The following is a 15,818-nucleotide window of genomic DNA, read 5'->3' on the forward strand; positions in this document are numbered from 1 at the left end:
GCCGAGCGAACAGGACCGGGAAACACACTCACACTCAGGAGAAGAAGATGAAGCGCACCCTGCTCGGTCTCGCCGTCGCCGCCGTGGCCGGCCTGTCCGTGATCACCCTGCCGTCGGCGTCCGCCTCCGCGGCGACCGGCGACTTCGGGCCCGACACCTGCCTGGAAGGCTACGTCTGGCGCGAGGCCCGGCCCGCGGACCACGTCTGCGTAAGCTCCGCCACCCGCACCCAGACGCGTTCCGACAACTCCGCCGCCGCCGGCCGCTGGACCTCCGGCGCCTTCGGCGCGCACACCTGCGTCACCGGGTACGTGTGGCGCGAGGCCTTCACCGGCGACGACGTCTGCGTGGCACCCTCGGTGCGCTCGCAGGCCGCCGCCGACAACGCCCAGGCCGCGAACCGCAAGGTCTCCGCCCGCCTGTGGATCAACCGGTACACCGTCCCGCCGACCGACAACGGGGACGGCACCTCGACCTCGACCTCGGTGGACGACATCCCCCGGATCAAGATCAGCGGCGACCACTACAACTTCGGCCAGGTCAAGCTGTACCTCCGCTACAACACCGGCCGGCTGTTCTGGAGCGGGACCGTGAACGCCTCCGCGCACAGCGGCTTCGCGGGCGGCAGCTTCGGCAAGAAGACCGGCGTGTTCGACTGCTCCGCCGCGGGCAAGCCCGCCAACGGCTACGCCCAGGCCTACGACGTGCTCTCGGGCCGCTGGTCGGCGCGGGTCCCCGTCCGGATCGGCTGCGCGGTGCTGTGAGCCTCCCTCACCCGGCGGTCGGGCCAGCCCCACCTCGGGGCCGGCCCGCTCGCGTGCGGCCCTTTCCCGGCCTGGTGGATACAGGAGGGCTCTACCCCCAGGCGGCACCCCCAGGCGACCCTGAGTGCCGACCCTGACTCGTCCCTGAACTCGATCTCGCCGTATGTCGCCGGGCCTCGCGGGCGCTTAGCGTGAAGCCATGGGACGCATTCTTCTCCTCGTCGTAGCCGTCATCGTCGGTTTCTTCCTCCTCGGCACGCTGCTGAGCCTGGTGGCCGGCATCGTCAAATGGGCACTGATCATCGGGGTGGTCATCCTCGCCGTCACGGCCCTTACCAAGATCCTCCGCTCCCGGGACGCCGGCTGAAGGCGGCCGCTCCGGCGCGGCGGACGCCCCGCGTGAACGGACGTCCGCGCTGGTAGGCGCCACAGCCGATGGGGTAGGTGTCCGGTGACCGACCGCCTCAGAGGTAACGGAGGAACCATGCGGTTTCCCGTACGTCCCCATCAGCTCCCCCTGCGGATCACCACAGGCGCGTACATCCTGAACTCCGGGTTCACGAAGTACGACGCGGACGAGCAGACGGCTGCGGGGGTGCACGGCATGGCCGCCGGCGCCTACCCGTTCCTCAGGCGCCTGGACCCTGAGAAGTTCACGCGGGCTCTGTCGGTGGCCGAGATGACCCTCGGGGCGGTGCTGCTCGCGCCGGTGGTGCCCTCGGTCGTCGCGGGCGCCGCGCTCACCGGCTTCGCCGCCGGTCTGGTCGGGCTCTACCTGAGGACGCCCGGCATGAGGCGGCCGGGGAGCGTCCGCCCGACCCAGGAGGGCGTGGCCCTCGCCAAGGACGTGTGGCTGGTCGGCATTGGCCTCAGCCTCCTCATCGAGGAGTGCTGCTCCGGCGGGGCCCCCTCGCGGCGGAGGCGGCCCCGGGCGCGCCGCCGCCGGTGCCGCTGAGAGCGGACGTCACGACGGCTTCCTGCTCCGGGGCCGGGACTCCGTGACGAAGTGGTCGATGGCGTCGCGGGTGGCGCGCAGGGCACCGTTGGACACCTCGGACGTGCGCTGCGCCACGCCGACGAAGACGTAGTCGACGATCAGGAGCTGGCTGATCCTGCTGGCCAGCGCGCCCGGCCGGAACGCGGTCTCCCGTCCGGCGGAGATCAGCACATGGGCGGACACCTCGGCGAGCGCCGACCGGGGGTTGTTGGTGATCGCCACGGTGGTCGCCCCCGCCCGCTGCGCGCGGCGCATGGGCTCGAGGACGTCGGGGGTCTCGCCTGTGCAGCTCACGCCCACCGCGACGTCGCCGGGCCTCAGCAGCACGGCGCTCGTCAGGGCCAGGTGCGCGTCGGTGAACGCGTGGGCGGACAGCCCGATGCGCAGGAGCTTCTGTGACATGTCGGCCGCCACCAGCCCGGAGGCGGCGACGCCGTAGACGTCGACGCGGCGGGCCCCGGTGATGGCGTCCACCACCTCGCCGAGCCGCTCGGGGGACAGCTGCGCGGCGGTGTCCTCAAGGGCCTCCGCCTCGGCCCGCGTGACCTTGGCGATCACGTCGGAGAGCGGGTCGTCGGGGGCGAGGTCGCCGGGGACGAGCCGGTCGGGCCCCTGGCGGGTGGCGGCGGCGGCCGCGAGCGCGAGGCGCAGCTGGGCGTACCCGGAGAAGCCGAGCACCCGCGCGGTGCGCACGATGGTCGCCTCGCTGGTCGCGGAGGCGGCGCTGAGCTCGGTGATGGTGCTGCGGGCGACGGTCGCCGGGTCGTCGAGGATGAGCCGGGCGATGATCTGCGCGGACGGGGTGAGCGAGGGAAGCACGGCCCGCACCCGGGCCACCAGGTTTTCGGGGGTGGAGCGTTGCGGGTCGATCATGGGGTTCCTTTGCTGTTACCGACAGATTACTCAATCCTGGCGGCGGGGAGCCCCTGGATCTCCACCGGGAGCCTGGTCGTGGGAAACCCGTGGGTCACCGTCGAGATCCTGGTGGGACGGCCCCGGCGATCCCCGGGGGAGCGTCCGGCCGCGGCGGCTCAGCGGCCGGTGAGCCACTCGGCGGCGGCGAGCGCGGAGACCCGGGAGTTGCCGCCGGTCGTGAGGTAGACCGCGCCCGTGGGAGTGCCCGGCAGGCCCATCTCGACCACGATGGCGTCCGGGCGGCGGCGGACGACCTCCGCAAGCGCCCGCGCCATCCACGCGTGCCGGTGCGCGTCGTGCGTGACCACCACCAGGGGCGAGTCGCCCAGCTCGGGGAGGTCGTGCAGGGCGGGCGTCAGGGTCGTGCGGGCGGTGCCGGGCAGCGTGGCGGCCAGCGCCTCGCCCGGCCCGTACGGCACGGCGCCGCCGATGGCCTGGTGGGGCCGCGCGGACATCTCGATCACCAGCGGCGCCCGGGTGAGGACCGGGCGTGCGAGGGAGCCGGCGTCGGGGGTCGCGCGGAGCGCCCGGCGGGCGGTGTCCAGCCCGAGCAGGGAGACGCCGTGCTCGGCGTCGAGCTCGATGTCCGCCGCCCGCCCCGCCACCCGCTCTACGTGCTCTTCGCGCTCGTGCCAGGCCGCCAGGGCCCGTACGCGGCCCGCCGCCTCGGCCAGCCGCGCCTCGTCCAGCGCGCCCTCGTGAACCGCGCGGACGATGGCCGCGCGCAGCTCGGAGACGTTCTCGCCGCCGGGGGAGGAGGCGCCCACGCAGATCGCGTCGGCGCCCGCCGCGAGCGCCCGTACGGCGATCCTCGGCTGGGGCATGAGCGCGGTCACGGCCTTCATCTCGATCGCGTCGGTCACCAGGAGCCCCTCGAAGCCCAGCTCCTCGCGCAGCAGCCCGGTGAGCACGCGGGGGCTGAGCGTGGCGGGCAGCCCGGGGTCGAGCGAGGGCACCAAGAGGTGGCCGCACATGATGGCCCGGACCCCCGCCGCGACGGCCGCGCGGAACGGCGGCAGGTCGCGCCGCTCCAGCAGCTCGCGCGAGGCGTGGACGGCCGGCAGGGCGAGGTGGGAGTCGGTCACGGTGTCGCCGTGCCCGGGGAAGTGCTTGGCGCAGGCGGCCACGCCTGCGCTCTGCAGCCCGGAGATCCAGGCGGCGGCGTGGCGGGCCACGAGGTCCGGATCGGAGCCGAAGGACCGTATGCCGATCACGGGGTTGTCCGGGTCGGCGTTGACGTCCACGTCGGGGGCGTAGTCGAGCGTGATGCCGGTCGCGTTGAGGAGGCTGCCGATCTCCCTGCCGGTCCGCTCGGTGCGGCCGAGGTCGTCGACGAGGCCGAGGGCGGCGTTGCCGGGCCAGGAACTGCCGGTCGCGGCCTCCAGGCGGGTGACGGTGCCGCCCTCCTCGTCCACGGCGACGACGACCTGAGGGTTCTCCTCACGGATCCGCCGTACGAGCCCGGCGGTGTCGCCCGAGATGTTGCGCGCGAAGAGGACCACCCCGCCGAGGCCGTCGGCGAGCTGCCTGAGCAGCCACCCGGGCGGGGTGGTGCCCTCGAACCCCGGCTGGAGCACGGTGGCGGCGAGGCGGTCGAGATCGGGACTGTGCGGCATGCGTGGCTTCCGGTCGTGTCGGCGGCGGCCCTTGCGATCTACCTCTTCGAGGACCGCCTGGTCCGCGTGCTATGGGCTGTTTTGACGTCGATGTGGCATCTCGCGCCATTGCGCATATCTTCTATGAAGCTTTCCTTCATTCGCTCCCGGTTAGGTCACGGCCTGATGACGACTATCTTCAGACTCATTGATCCAATGAAAATTATCTGTCATCTTCGCGCCGGAGGCCGCAGCCGGCACCCAGGCCATGGCCGGCACCGGGGCCTCACCGCCGGAGCCGCCGGAGGACCGGCGTCGCCGGGCCGTCCAGAGCCCGCGAGCCGTCCGGGGCCGGCGTGAACGGCCGCCCGGTCAGCCGCAGGGCCGTACTGGGCGGTCTGGCCGCCGCCGCGCTCGCCCCGCTCGCCTGGGGGCAGGCGCTGGAGGCGGGCGCCGCCCGGTCCCACGGCGGTCCCGGTGGCGTTCCGCGCGCCACCGGCCCCGGCGACGCGGCCGTCCTGTCGTCGCCGGGGCAGATGCGCGGCATGTGGATCGCGTCGGTGAACAACACCAACTGGCCCTCGCGCACGGGCCTCACGGCCGAGCAGCAGAAGAGCGAGTTCACCTCCTGGCTGGACCTCGCCGTGTCGCGCCGGTTCAACGCGGTGTTCGTGCAGGTGCGGCCCACGGCCGACGCCTTCTGGCCCTCGCGGCACGAGCCGTGGTCGCAGTACCTCACGGGCGTCCAGGGCAGGGACCCGGGCTACGACCCGCTGGCCTTCATGGTCGAGGAGGCCCACGCGCGCGGGCTCGCCTTCCACGCGTGGTTCAACCCCTACCGGGTGTCCCTGCAGCCGGACCCCGCCCGGCTGGTGCCCGATCATCCCCTGCGCCGCAATCCGGGCTGGGGCGTGACCTACGCGGGCGGGCTGTACTACAACCCCGGGCTGCCGGAGGTGCGCGCCTTCGTGCAGGACGCGATCATGGACGCGGTCACCCGCTACGACGTCGACGGCGTGCACTTCGACGACTACTTCTACCCCTACCCCGTCGACGGCCAGGAGTTCGACGACGCCGAGGCCTACGCCCGCCACGGGAAGGGATTCGCCGACCGGGCGGCGTGGCGGCGGCACAACGTCGACCTGCTGATCCACGAGATGGGGCGGCGCGTCCGCGAGGAGAAGCCCGAGGCCCAGTGGGGGATCAGCCCGTTCGGCATCTGGCGCAACGCGGCCACCGACCCCCTCGGCTCGGCCACCTCGGGCTCCCAGTCGTACGACGACCAGCACGCCGACAGCCGCGGCTGGGTGCGGAAGGGCTGGCTGGACTACATCGTCCCGCAGCTCTACTGGAACATCGGCCTGCCGGTGGCCGACTACGCCGTGCTCGCCTCCTGGTGGGCCAAGGCCGTGGCCGGCACCCACACCCAGCTGTGGATCGGGCAGTCCGTCTACAACGCCGGAGCCCCCGGTCAGCCCGCCGCCTGGCAGGACCCCGCCGAGCTCTCGCGGCACCTCACCCTCAACCGCGACCACCCAGGCATCGGCGGCGACGTCTACTACAACTCGGGGGACGTGCGCGCCGACCGGCTGGGGGCGATGACCAGGCTCCAGGCCGAGCACTACGCGCGACCCGCCCTCGGCCCGGTGCTGCCGCGCCTGGCCTCGGGCGAGCCGCCCCGGCCGCCCGTCGTCACCGGCGCCCGCCGCACGAGCCGGAGCGCCGAGCTGACCTTCGCCTCCGAGGGCCGCGGCGAGCCCCGCCTGTACGCGGTCTACCGGCACGACCCGGACGGCACGGGGCACCTGCTGGCGGTCGTGCCCGGCGGGCCCGGGGGCCGGTTCACCGATCCGGCGTGGAAGGCCGGCTCGCGCTACCGCGTCACCGCCGTCGACGCGGCCAACCGCCAGAGCGCGCCCACCCTCTGGGTGAGCTGAGTCAGGCCTCACCGGGAGTGTCACCGGCGGCGAGCAGCCTCCGGTGCGCCGCCTCGGTCTCGGCGCCGGCCGTCGCGTGACCCGCGGAGACGGCGGCGGCGCGCAGGGCGAGGGCGGCGGCTCCGGCCGCGCCGTCCCTGGCCAGGACGACCGGACGGCCGATCAACGCCTCCCTGACCCGCTCGGCCACCAGGGTCGGCCTGATCAGCAGGGACCCGGCCAGCACCACGGGGAGCGCGGGGCCGGCGGCGCTCACGGTGTCGAGCGTGCGGACCAGCAGGCGCGCGGCGTCGTCCAGGATGGTGAGGGCCACCCGGTCGCCCTCGCGGGCGCACGCCTCCACCAGGGGGCTGAGCGTTCCCAGCCGCGCGGGCTCCCCGTCGTACACCGCGGCGACGATGGCCTGGGCGCGCGCCTCGCCCGCCGGAGGGGCCGCGCCGTCCTCCTCGGGAGCGGGCCTGCCTACCGCCAGGGCGGGCAGGACGCGGTCGGCGAGCACGGTCGGCGGGCCCCGGCCGTCGAGGGCCGCCAGCGCGGCCCGCGCCGCCTGCCGGCCGATCCACACTCCCGAGCCCTCGTCCCCGAGCAGCCACCCGTAGCCGTCGCACCGGCGGACGATCAGCCGGTCGGCGATGCGGGCCGCCACCGCGCCCGTACCGGCGATCATCACGCTGCCGCTGGGGCAGGGGGTCGCGCCGGTGAAGGCCACCAGGATGTCCGGGACCACGACCGGCAGGCCGGGCAGGGCGGCGGCCCGCCACGCGGCGGCGGCGAGCGCGAGCGCCCGTTCGCGGCCCGCCGCGCTCGCGCCCGCGAGCCCGAAGACGCCGCCCGCGACGTCATGGGGATCGAAGCCGGGACCGAGCCGGAACAGGGCCTCGCCGAGGGCGCGCGTGAGGTTGCCGCCGGGGTCGCGGGCGGAACGCGGATTGGCCCCTCCCGCGCGGCCCCGGGCGACGATCTCGCCGCTCAGGGTGGCGACCAGGCAGCGCGTGCTCGTGCCGCCGCCGTCCACGCCGACGACCAGGGGCTCGGCGGTTCCCATACCCCTCCAATGACGCTGATCTCCTCGAAATTATAGGCGGCCGGAGATTCTCGCCACCGGCTCGGCGCGGGGGAGCGGTACGAAGATCGCGTCGCGGGGTCCCCGGGTCACCGAGGTGTGGCAGTCTGCGTAGCTGCGGGAAGTCTCGACGGGGGAGTGCCGATGAGTGGCCAGCGTGTGGCGAGTGCCGGGGAAGGGGCGAAGGGGGCTTCCGGCCTCTCGGACCGGGTCGCCCGATGGGTCACCGAGATCTTCGCCCCGCAGGTGCTCGTCATCGGGCTTCCGCCGGTCGTCGGCCTGGTCTCCGACGGCTGGACCGGCTTCCAGTGGGGCCTTCTGGCGTCCCTGCTGTGCGGGGGCGTCCCCGCGGTGGTGATCGCCATGGGCGTCCGCTCCGGACGGCTCGACTCGCGGCACATCGTCGACCGGTCGCGCAGGACCATGCCGCTGCTGGTCGCGGTAGCGGCAGTGCTCGCGGCGCTCATGCTGCTCGCGGGCCTCGGGGCCCCGCGCCTGCTGGTGGCCACGGTGGCCGCGATGCTGGCGGGCCTCGCGGTGACCGTCCCCGTGACCCTGCGCTGGAAGATCTCCTTCCACGCGGCGGTCTCGGCGGGCACCGTGCTGGTGCTCGCCCGCGTCCTGCCGGCGATGCCGACGCTCGCCGCCGGGGCGGTGGTCGTCGCGGTCGTGTGCTGGGCCCGCGTACGGCTGGCCCACCACACGGTCGCGCAGGTCGCGGCCGGGGCCGTCGCCGGGGGAGGCTCCGCGCTGCTCACCCTGGCGCTGTCCGGCGTCTGAGGCCGAGGGCCCGCGGGCCCTCGGCCGTCACAGGTGGTCGCGCCAGGAGTGCCTCGGGGTGAATCCGAGCGCCTCGCGGGCGGCGTCCACGGCCAGCAGCGTCTCGAACTCGCCGAGTTCGCGGCGGATCTCGACGCCGGGGAACACCTCCTTCATCAGCTCGGCCGACGGGCGGTTCATCACGGTGTCCGCGGCGGCGATGACGAAGCTCCTGGCCCCCTGAACGGGCGCGGTCAGAGCGAGGCGGCAGGACTCGGCGGCGTCCCGCACGTCGATGTAGCCCCACAGGTTCCACTTGCGCAGGAGCGGGTCCTCCCAGTAGCCGGGGAAGGCCTCATAGTCCTCGGGGCCGAGGATGTTGGAGAAGCGCAGGGCCACGAAGGGGATGCCCGACCATTGGGCGACGTGCTCGGCCATGGTCTCGGTGACCACCTTGGACAGCGAGTACGTCGAGGTCGGGAACGGGTAGTGGTCCTCGTCGACCGGCGCGTAACGCGGGGGGACGTCGAACGGGAGCCCGAGGGTGGTCTCGCTGGAGGCCCACACCACCCGGCCGATGCCGAGTTGCGCGGCGGCGAGGAAGACGTTCGAGTTCATCACGGTGTTGCGGTTGAAGGTCTCCGACGGGGTGTGGATGCCCGGCGCGGGGATGTTGGCCAGGTGGACCACGGCCTCTACGTCGCGCAGGACCTCCGCCGCCTCGCCGTACTCGGTCAGGTCCGCAAGCATCACCTGCGCGCCGAGGCCGGGCGGCCCCGGCCTGGCGTCGGTGGCCACCACCTCGTGCCCGTGGCCGAGCAGGTCCGCCACCACGGCCCGGCCGAGCTTCCCTGAGGCCCCCGTCACGCAGATCTTCGTCATCGTTCCTCCTGCGGTGGGGTTCACCGTCTGTTTGTTGGTCTACGCCTACTTTCGCAGAGGTTGGTGGGCGGATGCCGCAAAATCCTTGACGTCTCAACATGGGCGGGTATAAACAAAGACGAAACCAACTTGAAACGGCGGTGAATCAACACGATGTACGCCGAGGAGCGGCAGCAGGAGATCCTGCGTCGGGCACGGGCCATCGGCAGGGTGGACGTGGTGACGCTGGGCGAGGAGTTCTCGGTCACCACCGAGACCATCCGCCGCGACCTGACTGTTCTTGAGCGTGCGGGCGTGTTGCGCCGCGTGCACGGCGGGGCCATCCCGGTCGAGCGGCTCGGCTTCGAGCCCGCGCTGGCCACCCGCGACGAGGTCATGACGGCCGAGAAGGAGCGCATCGCCAAGGCTGCCGTCGCGGAGCTGCCGGAGGACGGCGCGATCATCATCGACGCGGGCACCACGACCGGCCGGCTGGTGCAGGTGCTGCCCGCCGACCGCGAGCTCACCGTGATCGTCAACTCTCCGCCCCTGGCCACGGCGCTGGCCACCCGCGCCAACCTGAGCGTGATCATGCTCGGCGGCCGGGTACGGGGGCGCACGCTGGCCACCGTCGACGACTGGGCGCTGCGCCCGCTCTCACGGCTCAACGTGGACGTCGCGTTCATGGCGGCGAACGGCTGCTCGGTCGCCAGGGGCCTCACGACGCCCGACCCCGCCGAGGCGGCCATCAAGCGGGCGATGATCAAGGCGGCCAAGCGCAGCGTGCTGCTCGCCGACCACACCAAGTTCGCCGACACCTACCTCGCGCGGTTCGCGTCGATGTCCGAGATCGATGTGGTGATCACCGACACCGGGCTCGACCCCGCGACGGTGTCCGACGTGGCGCAGGCCGGGCCCGAGGTGGTACGGGCGTGATCCTCACCCTGACGCTCAACCCGAGCCTCGACCGCACGATCGAGATCGCGACCCTCGCGCGTGGCACGGTCATCCGCGCCGCGACCGCCCACCTCGACCCCGGCGGCAAGGGGGTCAACGTGTGCAGGGCGCTGCTGGCCAACCAGGTCAGGTCGTGCGCGGTGGTCCCCTACGGAGGGGCCGAGGGGCACCAGCTCGTCAGCCTGCTCTCCGGCGAGGGCATCCAGATGATCACGGTGCCGGTCGCGGGGCCCACGCGCTCCAACGTCGCGCTGGCCGAGCCCGACGGCACCATCACCAAGATCAACGAGCCGGGCACGGCGCTCTCGGCCGAGGAGCTCGACGCGGTCGCCGACGCGGTGCTCAGCGCGGCGGAGTCCGCCGACTGGGTGGTCGCCTCCGGCAGCCTCCCGCCGGGCGTCCCCGTCGACATGTACGCCCGCCTGTGCAGGCGGTTCACCCAGGCGGGCATCAACGTCGCGGTCGACACCAGCGGTCCCGCGCTGGTGTCGGCGCTCGCCTCGGCGCCCGCCCTGGTCAAGCCCAACCGTGAGGAGCTCGCCGAGGCCACCGGCACCCCGATCGCGTCGCTGGGGGACGCGATCGACGCCGCGGGCAAGCTGCTCGCCCTCGGGGCGAGGTCCGTCCTCGCGAGCCTCGGCCCCGACGGCGCGGTCCTCGTCGAGGACGGCAAGGCGTGGTACGGCCAGTGCCCGGTACGCGAGCCGCGCAGCACCGTCGGCGCGGGCGACGCCATGCTCGCCGGGTTCCTGGCCGCGGGAGCCGCGGGCGAGGCCGCCCTCGTCGAGGCCCTGGCCTGGGCCTCGGCCGCCGTGTCACTGCCGGGCAGCCGGATGCCCTCGCCCGCCGACATCGACAGGGGCGGCGTCCGCATCCTCGAACCCGATCCAGCCAAGCCGTTGACGTCCGGGGACTAGACGGCGCGTTTCCACCCCCCGCCGGCCCCCACGCCGGCCGCCCCGGAAGGAGCAACCCACATGGCCGATGCCTATACCCCCACGGTTCATGGAACCGGTGTCAAGGCGACCATCCAGCGCTTCGGCGGTCACCTCGCCGGCATGATCATGCCCAACATCGGCGCGTTCATCGCCTGGGGTCTTGTGACCGCGCTGTTCATCCCCACGGGATGGCTGCCCAACAAGACCCTGGAAGCCCTCGTCGGCCCGATCATCTCGACGCTGCTGCCCATCCTCATCGGGTACACCGGCGGGCGCATGGTCCACGGCCAGCGCGGCGCCGTCGTCGGAGCCGTCGCCACCATGGGCGTCGTCGTCGGGGCCGACGTGCCGATGTTCCTCGGCGCCATGATCGTCGGCCCGCTCGCGGCCTTCGTGATCAAGCAGGTGGACGCCTTCATCCAGCAGCGGACCAGGGCCGGGTTCGAGATGCTGGTGGACAACTTCTCCGCCGGCATCGTCGGCGCGGCGATGGCCGTACTCGGCGTGTGGGGCATCGGTCCCATCGTCGAGTCGATCACCGAGGTGGCGGGCAAGGGCGTCTCGTGGCTGATCGGCCACGACCTGCTGCCGTTCGCCTCGGTGCTCATCGAGCCGGCCAAGGTGCTCTTCCTCAACAACGCGATCAACCACGGCGTCCTCGGCCCGCTCGGCGTCGCCGAGGCCGTGAAGGCCGGCAAGTCCGTCCTGTTCATGCTGGAGTCCAACCCCGGCCCCGGGCTCGGCCTGCTGCTCGCGTACTTCTTCTTCGGCCCCCGGCTGCTGCGGCCCAGCGCGCCGGCCGCGATCATCATCCACTTCCTCGGCGGCATCCACGAGATCTACTTCCCGTACGTGCTCATGAAGCCGCGCCTGATCCTCGCGGTGATCGCCGGTGGCGCGTCGGGCATCCTGGTCTTCCTGGTCACCGGCGCGGGCCTGGTCGCCACCCCCTCGCCCGGCAGCATCTTCGCCTACGTGGCGGTCACGCCCAAGGGCGGGTGGTTCGGCGTCATCGCCGGCGTCCTCGTCGCCGCCGGGGTGTCGTTCGCGGTCGCGTCGGCGCTGCTGGGCTTCGGCCGCGCCAACGGCGACGAGCCCGAGCCCGCCGGGCCCGAAGCGGTCCTCGCCGGCCCGGAGCCCGAGGCGGCCGCCGCCGGGCAGGACACCACCGTCGCGGGGCCGGACGAGAAGCAGATCCAGCCCGTCACCAGAGAGGGATGAGCCGGCAATGCCGAGCATCGACAGCAAGGACGTCAAGAAGATCGTGGTCGCCTGCGACGCGGGCATGGGCAGCAGCGTCATGCTCGCCACCCAGCTCCGCAAGTCCCTGAAGGGGCTTTCGGTCCAGGTGGAGCACACGCCGGTCAACTCGATCCCCGCCGACGCCGACGTCATCGTCTGCCACGCGGGGCTGGCCGACCGGGCCAGGGCCTCCGCTCCCGGCACCCCGCTCGTGCCGTTCCAGATCTTCATCGGGGACCCGGCCGTCACCCGGCTCGTCACCACGATGAAGAACGGCGGCACGGTCGATGCCTGACGCGGCGCCGCTGCCGCTGGACCCGAGGGCCATACGGCTCGACGCCGAGGCCGGGTCGCGCGACGACGCGATCCGGCAGTGCGGCCAGGCGCTGCTCGACGTGGGCGCCGTCGACGAGTCCTACATCGGCACGATGATCGACCGTGAGAGGTCCATCTCCACCTACGTCGGAGAGGGCGTCGCCATCCCGCACGGCACCCTCGCGGGCAAGGACGCCGTCCACCACGACGCCATCAGCGTCGTGCGCTTCCCCGGCGGCGTCGACTGGGACGGCTTCCCCGTCGTGCTGTGCGTCGGCATCGCCGCCCGGGGCGACGGCCACGTGCGCCTGCTGTCGGAGCTGGCGCAGATCCTGCTGGACCCCGAGCGCGCGAAGGCCCTCCGCGAGGCGACCGAGGCCGATGAAGTGGTCCGGCTGCTGCAACCTGTGACAGAAGACAACGCGGACCCGCTCCCGGTGAGCGGGCCGCCCGTGAGAGAGGAAACATCCGAGTGAAGGTCGCCCGCTTCCACGCCCCCGGTGACATCCGCGTGGAGGACGCGCCCGAGCCCTCGCCGGGGCCCGGAGAGGTCAAGATCCGCGTCCGCAACTGCTCCACCTGCGGCACCGACGTCAAGATCTTCAAGCACGGCCACCACCACATCCGCCCGCCCCGCGTCATGGGCCACGAGATCGCCGGCGAGATCGCCGAGGTGGGCGAGGGCGTCGAGGGCTGGGCGGCGGGCGACCGGGTGCAGGTCATCGCCGCGATCCCGTGCGGCCGCTGCGAGGAGTGCCTGCGCGGCAGGATGACCGTCTGCCCCAACCAGGAGTCCATGGGCTACCACTACGACGGCGGGTTCGCCGAGCACACCATCGTGCCCGCCAAGGTCCTGGCCGTCGACGGTCTCAACCGCATCCCCGACGGCGTCGGCTTCGCCGAGGCCTCGGTCGCGGAGCCGCTCGCCTGCGTGCTCAACGGGCAGGAGCTGGCCCGCGTGGGCGACGGGGACGACGTGGTGATCCTCGGGGCCGGCCCCATCGGCTGCCTCCATGTGCGGCTCGCCCGGTCGCGCGGGGCCGGGCGGGTCTTCCTTGCCGATCTCAACCCCGACAGGCTCGCCATGGCCGCCGAGCTCGTACGGCCGGACGCCGCGATCAGCGGCAGGGACGCCGACGTCGTGGACGAGGTGCTCAAGCTGACCGGAGGCCGGGGCGCCGACGTGGTCATCACGGCCGCGGCGTCCGGGGCCGCCCAGCAGCAGGCGCTCCAGATGGCCGCCCGCCAGGGCAGGATCAGCTTCTTCGGCGGCCTGCCCAAGGACGACCCGATCATCGCGCTCGACTCCAACCTCGTGCACTACCGCGAGCTGACCATCGTCGGCGCCAACGGGTCGAGCCCCCGGCACAACGCCAGGGCCCTCGACCTGATCGCCACAGGGGCGGTGCCCGTCAGCGACCTCATCACCCACCGGATCCCGCTCGCGGAGGTCCTGGAAGGCATCGACATCGTCAGCAGAGGCACGGCGATCAAGGTCACCGTCGAGCCCTGACCGAGGTCACCGCCGAACCCTTTAAGGAAGCCCCGCCATGCCAGAGAAGACCGTCACCATCGCCTCCCGCAGTGGCCTGCACGCCAGGCCCGCGAAGATCTTCGTGCAGGCCGCGGCCCGGCAGGGCGTCGCCGTGCGCGTCCGGGCGGGCGACAAGCCGTCCGTGCCGGCCACCAGCATGCTCGGGGTGCTGGCCCTGGGCGCGCGGCAGGGCACGGAGGTGACCCTGCAGGCCGAGGGGCCGGGGGCGGAGGAGGCCCTCGCGACCCTCGCCGAGCTGCTGTCGCGCGACCTGGACGCGGAGGAGCCCGCCGATGCCTGAGGTCGTAAGGGGCCTCGGGGTCAGCCCCGGGCGCGCGGCGGGCCGGGCGCACCGCATGGCGGGGCCCCCGGTGCTGCCGCCTCCGGCGCCGGTCACCGGCGTGGCCCGCGAGATCGGCCTGGCGACCGGGGCGCTGGACGCCGTCGCCGCGTACCTGGAGGGGTACGCCGCCAAGGCGTCGAACCCGGACGCGCGGGCCATCCTTGAGGCGCAGAGCATGATGGCGGCCGATCCCGCCCTGCGCGAGTCCGTCGAGGAGGCGGTGGGCTCTGGTCTCGGCGCCGCCCACGCCGTCGACGCCGCGTGCGCCCACCACCGCGAGGCCCTGCTCGCGGCGGGCGGCTACTTCGCCGACCGCGCGGGCGACCTGGACGACATCCGCAACCGCGCCGTCGCGACCGTACTGGGCCTGCCCATGCCCGGCGTGCCCGACCCCGGCCACCCGTACATCCTGATCGCCGACGACCTCGCCCCCGCGGACACCGCCAACCTGGACACCGGCACGGTGCTCGCGCTCGTCACAGAGAAGGGCGGCCCCACCAGCCACACCGCCATCCTCGCCCGGACGTTCGGCCTGCCCGCCGTGGTGGCCTGCCGCGGCGCGGCGGACATCGGCGACGGCACGTGGATCTCCGTCGACGGGGGCAGCGGCGAGGTCGAGGTCGGGGTGGGGGAGGACACCGCCGCCCGCGTCCAGCACGAGGCCGCGGCGGCGCGCGACCGCCGGGCCACCGGCCACGGCCCCGGGCGTACCGCCGACGGGCATCCGGTGCCGCTGCTGCTCAACATCGGCTCGGCCCACGACCTGCGGCCGGACGCCGCCGAGGGGGTCGGGCTGTTCCGCACGGAGTTCCTGTTCCTGGACCGCCGCGCCGCCCCCTCCTACGAGGAGCAGGTGGCCGCCTACACGGCGGTGCTCCAGGCCATGCCGGGAAGGCGGGTGGTGATCCGCACCCTGGACGCGGGCTCGGACAAGCCCCTGCCGTTCCTGCGCCTTCCCGCCGAGTCCAACCCGGCCCTCGGCGTGCGAGGGCTGCGTACCAGCAGGATCCAGCCGGAGATCCTGGACGTCCAGCTCGACGCCATCGCCGAGGCCGGCCGCGCGAGCGGCGCCGAGACCTGGGTGATGGCGCCCATGGTGAGCACCGTGGCGGAGGCGGCCGGCTTCGCCGAGCGGGCCCGCGCGCGCGGGCTGCGCCACGTCGGGGTGATGGTCGAGGTGCCGGCCGCCGCGCTGCACGCCCGGCGCCTGCTGGACGAGGTCGACTTCCTCAGCATCGGCACCAACGACCTCGGGCAGTACGCCTTCGCCGCCGACCGGCAGCACGGCGACCTCGCCGACCTGCTCGACCCCTGGCAGCCCGCCCTGCTGCGGCTGATCGCCATGTGCGGCGAGGCGGGGAGGGAGGCGTCCAAGCCCGTCGGGGTGTGCGGCGAGGCCGCCGCCGACCCGCTCCTCGCCACGGTGCTGGTGGGGCTCGGCGTCGGCAGCCTGTCCATGGCCGCCCCGAGCGTGCCCGGCGTGCGCGAGGCGCTCGGCCGCCACTCGCTGGCCGAGTGCGAGGAGCACGCCCGGCTCGCGCTGGCGGCCGCGGACCCCGCCCAGGCGAGGAAGGCGGTCAGCGAGGCCTGATCGGCGC

17 protein-coding genes are annotated in these 15,818 nt (G+C 73.6%); 13 read left to right on the forward strand and 4 right to left on the reverse strand.

What is annotated here, in order from left to right:
• Positions 1–47: 47 nt before the first annotated feature.
• The 3 genes from ACOZ38_RS15515 to ACOZ38_RS15525 all read left to right on the forward strand — a co-directional run bounded on the left by ACOZ38_RS15515 (position 48) and on the right by ACOZ38_RS15525 (position 1,719).
• On the forward strand, positions 48–764 hold the full coding sequence (locus ACOZ38_RS15515; protein ID WP_424531372.1) for a hypothetical protein: 717 nt from the start codon (positions 48–50) through the stop codon (positions 762–764).
• A gap of 199 nt (positions 765–963) precedes the next feature.
• The gene (locus ACOZ38_RS15520; RefSeq protein ID WP_424531373.1) at positions 964–1,131 is read left to right on the forward strand and encodes a hypothetical protein; all 168 of its coding nucleotides are present in this window, start codon (positions 964–966) and stop codon (positions 1,129–1,131) included.
• A gap of 117 nt (positions 1,132–1,248) precedes the next feature.
• Positions 1,249–1,719, forward strand: a complete 471-nt coding sequence (locus tag ACOZ38_RS15525) for a hypothetical protein (protein ID WP_424531374.1) — start codon at positions 1,249–1,251, stop codon at positions 1,717–1,719.
• 9 nt (positions 1,720–1,728) lie between these two features.
• Here the strand turns inward: ACOZ38_RS15525 and ACOZ38_RS15530 are convergent, their stop codons facing one another.
• On the reverse strand, positions 1,729–2,634 hold the full coding sequence (locus ACOZ38_RS15530; protein ID WP_405147451.1) for a MurR/RpiR family transcriptional regulator: 906 nt from the start codon (positions 2,632–2,634) through the stop codon (positions 1,729–1,731).
• A 158-nt stretch (positions 2,635–2,792) separates the two neighbouring features.
• On the reverse strand, positions 2,793–4,292 hold the full coding sequence (locus tag ACOZ38_RS15535) for a glycoside hydrolase family 3 protein (RefSeq protein WP_424531375.1): 1,500 nt from the start codon (positions 4,290–4,292) through the stop codon (positions 2,793–2,795).
• A 335-nt stretch (positions 4,293–4,627) separates the two neighbouring features.
• Here ACOZ38_RS15535 and ACOZ38_RS15540 point away from each other — a divergent pair, with 335 nt between their 5' ends.
• The gene (locus ACOZ38_RS15540) at positions 4,628–6,208 is read left to right on the forward strand and encodes a family 10 glycosylhydrolase (protein ID WP_424531377.1); all 1,581 of its coding nucleotides are present in this window, start codon (positions 4,628–4,630) and stop codon (positions 6,206–6,208) included.
• Between the two features lies 1 nt (position 6,209).
• Here the strand turns inward: ACOZ38_RS15540 and ACOZ38_RS15545 are convergent, their stop codons facing one another.
• Positions 6,210–7,253: an N-acetylglucosamine kinase gene (locus tag ACOZ38_RS15545; RefSeq protein ID WP_424531379.1), complete on the reverse strand. Its 1,044-nt coding sequence runs from the start codon at positions 7,251–7,253 to the stop codon at positions 6,210–6,212.
• A 162-nt stretch (positions 7,254–7,415) separates the two neighbouring features.
• Here ACOZ38_RS15545 and ACOZ38_RS15550 point away from each other — a divergent pair, with 162 nt between their 5' ends.
• The gene (locus ACOZ38_RS15550) at positions 7,416–8,051 is read left to right on the forward strand and encodes a hypothetical protein (protein WP_424531381.1); all 636 of its coding nucleotides are present in this window, start codon (positions 7,416–7,418) and stop codon (positions 8,049–8,051) included.
• A 27-nt stretch (positions 8,052–8,078) separates the two neighbouring features.
• Here ACOZ38_RS15550 and ACOZ38_RS15555 read toward each other — a convergent pair whose 3' ends face one another.
• Positions 8,079–8,912, reverse strand: coding sequence for an NAD-dependent epimerase/dehydratase family protein (locus ACOZ38_RS15555; protein ID WP_424531382.1), 834 nt, complete (start codon positions 8,910–8,912; stop codon positions 8,079–8,081).
• A gap of 153 nt (positions 8,913–9,065) precedes the next feature.
• Here ACOZ38_RS15555 and ACOZ38_RS15560 point away from each other — a divergent pair, with 153 nt between their 5' ends.
• From ACOZ38_RS15560 to ptsP, 8 genes are read left to right on the forward strand one after another with little or no spacing between them, the layout of a single operon-like run.
• A complete protein-coding gene (locus ACOZ38_RS15560) occupies positions 9,066–9,827 on the forward strand; it encodes a DeoR/GlpR family DNA-binding transcription regulator (RefSeq protein WP_405147463.1) in 762 nt (253 codons plus the stop codon).
• Complete coding sequence (pfkB, locus tag ACOZ38_RS15565; RefSeq protein ID WP_405147465.1) at positions 9,824–10,765, forward strand: 1-phosphofructokinase; 942 nt, start codon at positions 9,824–9,826, stop codon at positions 10,763–10,765. Before ACOZ38_RS15560 ends, pfkB begins: the two co-directional genes overlap by 4 nt.
• A 60-nt stretch (positions 10,766–10,825) precedes the next feature.
• A complete protein-coding gene (gene mtlA, locus ACOZ38_RS15570) occupies positions 10,826–12,007 on the forward strand; it encodes a mannitol-specific PTS transporter subunit IIC (protein ID WP_424531384.1) in 1,182 nt (393 codons plus the stop codon).
• 7 nt (positions 12,008–12,014) lie between these two features.
• A complete protein-coding gene (locus tag ACOZ38_RS15575; RefSeq protein ID WP_405147469.1) occupies positions 12,015–12,323 on the forward strand; it encodes a PTS lactose transporter subunit IIB in 309 nt (102 codons plus the stop codon).
• On the forward strand, positions 12,316–12,819 hold the full coding sequence (locus tag ACOZ38_RS15580; protein ID WP_424531385.1) for a PTS sugar transporter subunit IIA: 504 nt from the start codon (positions 12,316–12,318) through the stop codon (positions 12,817–12,819). Before ACOZ38_RS15575 ends, ACOZ38_RS15580 begins: the two co-directional genes overlap by 8 nt.
• Entirely contained in the window at positions 12,816–13,856 is a 1,041-nt protein-coding gene (locus ACOZ38_RS15585) for a zinc-dependent dehydrogenase (RefSeq protein ID WP_405147473.1), read from the forward strand. Before ACOZ38_RS15580 ends, ACOZ38_RS15585 begins: the two co-directional genes overlap by 4 nt.
• 37 nt (positions 13,857–13,893) lie before the next feature.
• Positions 13,894–14,178, forward strand: coding sequence for an HPr family phosphocarrier protein (locus ACOZ38_RS15590; protein WP_405147475.1), 285 nt, complete (start codon positions 13,894–13,896; stop codon positions 14,176–14,178).
• The gene (gene ptsP, locus ACOZ38_RS15595) at positions 14,171–15,811 is read left to right on the forward strand and encodes a phosphoenolpyruvate--protein phosphotransferase (protein ID WP_424531386.1); all 1,641 of its coding nucleotides are present in this window, start codon (positions 14,171–14,173) and stop codon (positions 15,809–15,811) included. Before ACOZ38_RS15590 ends, ptsP begins: the two co-directional genes overlap by 8 nt.
• The last annotated feature ends 7 nt before the right edge of the window (positions 15,812–15,818 follow it).

The organism is Sphaerisporangium viridialbum, assembly GCF_049674955.1.
GTDB lineage: Bacteria > Actinomycetota > Actinomycetes > Streptosporangiales > Streptosporangiaceae > Sphaerisporangium > Sphaerisporangium viridialbum.

Bases quoted from the DNA above. Each gene is read 5' to 3' on its own strand.
- ACOZ38_RS15590 (WP_405147475.1), top strand. From the start codon at position 13,894: ATGCCAGAGAAGACCGTCACCATCGCCTCCCGCAGTGGCCTGCACGCC.
- ACOZ38_RS15535 (WP_424531375.1), bottom strand. From the start codon at position 4,292: ATGCCGCACAGTCCCGATCTCGACCGCCTCGCCGCCACCGTGCTCCAG.
- ptsP (WP_424531386.1), top strand. From the start codon at position 14,171: ATGCCTGAGGTCGTAAGGGGCCTCGGGGTCAGCCCCGGGCGCGCGGCG.
- ACOZ38_RS15530 (WP_405147451.1), bottom strand. From the start codon at position 2,634: ATGATCGACCCGCAACGCTCCACCCCCGAAAACCTGGTGGCCCGGGTG.
- mtlA (WP_424531384.1), top strand. From the start codon at position 10,826: ATGGCCGATGCCTATACCCCCACGGTTCATGGAACCGGTGTCAAGGCG.
- ACOZ38_RS15560 (WP_405147463.1), top strand. From the start codon at position 9,066: ATGTACGCCGAGGAGCGGCAGCAGGAGATCCTGCGTCGGGCACGGGCC.
- ACOZ38_RS15515 (WP_424531372.1), top strand. From the start codon at position 48: ATGAAGCGCACCCTGCTCGGTCTCGCCGTCGCCGCCGTGGCCGGCCTG.
- ACOZ38_RS15575 (WP_405147469.1), top strand. From the start codon at position 12,015: ATGCCGAGCATCGACAGCAAGGACGTCAAGAAGATCGTGGTCGCCTGC.
- ACOZ38_RS15555 (WP_424531382.1), bottom strand. From the start codon at position 8,912: ATGACGAAGATCTGCGTGACGGGGGCCTCAGGGAAGCTCGGCCGGGCC.
- ACOZ38_RS15580 (WP_424531385.1), top strand. From the start codon at position 12,316: ATGCCTGACGCGGCGCCGCTGCCGCTGGACCCGAGGGCCATACGGCTC.
- ACOZ38_RS15520 (WP_424531373.1), top strand. From the start codon at position 964: ATGGGACGCATTCTTCTCCTCGTCGTAGCCGTCATCGTCGGTTTCTTC.
- ACOZ38_RS15525 (WP_424531374.1), top strand. From the start codon at position 1,249: ATGCGGTTTCCCGTACGTCCCCATCAGCTCCCCCTGCGGATCACCACA.
- ACOZ38_RS15545 (WP_424531379.1), bottom strand. From the start codon at position 7,253: ATGGGAACCGCCGAGCCCCTGGTCGTCGGCGTGGACGGCGGCGGCACG.
- ACOZ38_RS15550 (WP_424531381.1), top strand. From the start codon at position 7,416: ATGAGTGGCCAGCGTGTGGCGAGTGCCGGGGAAGGGGCGAAGGGGGCT.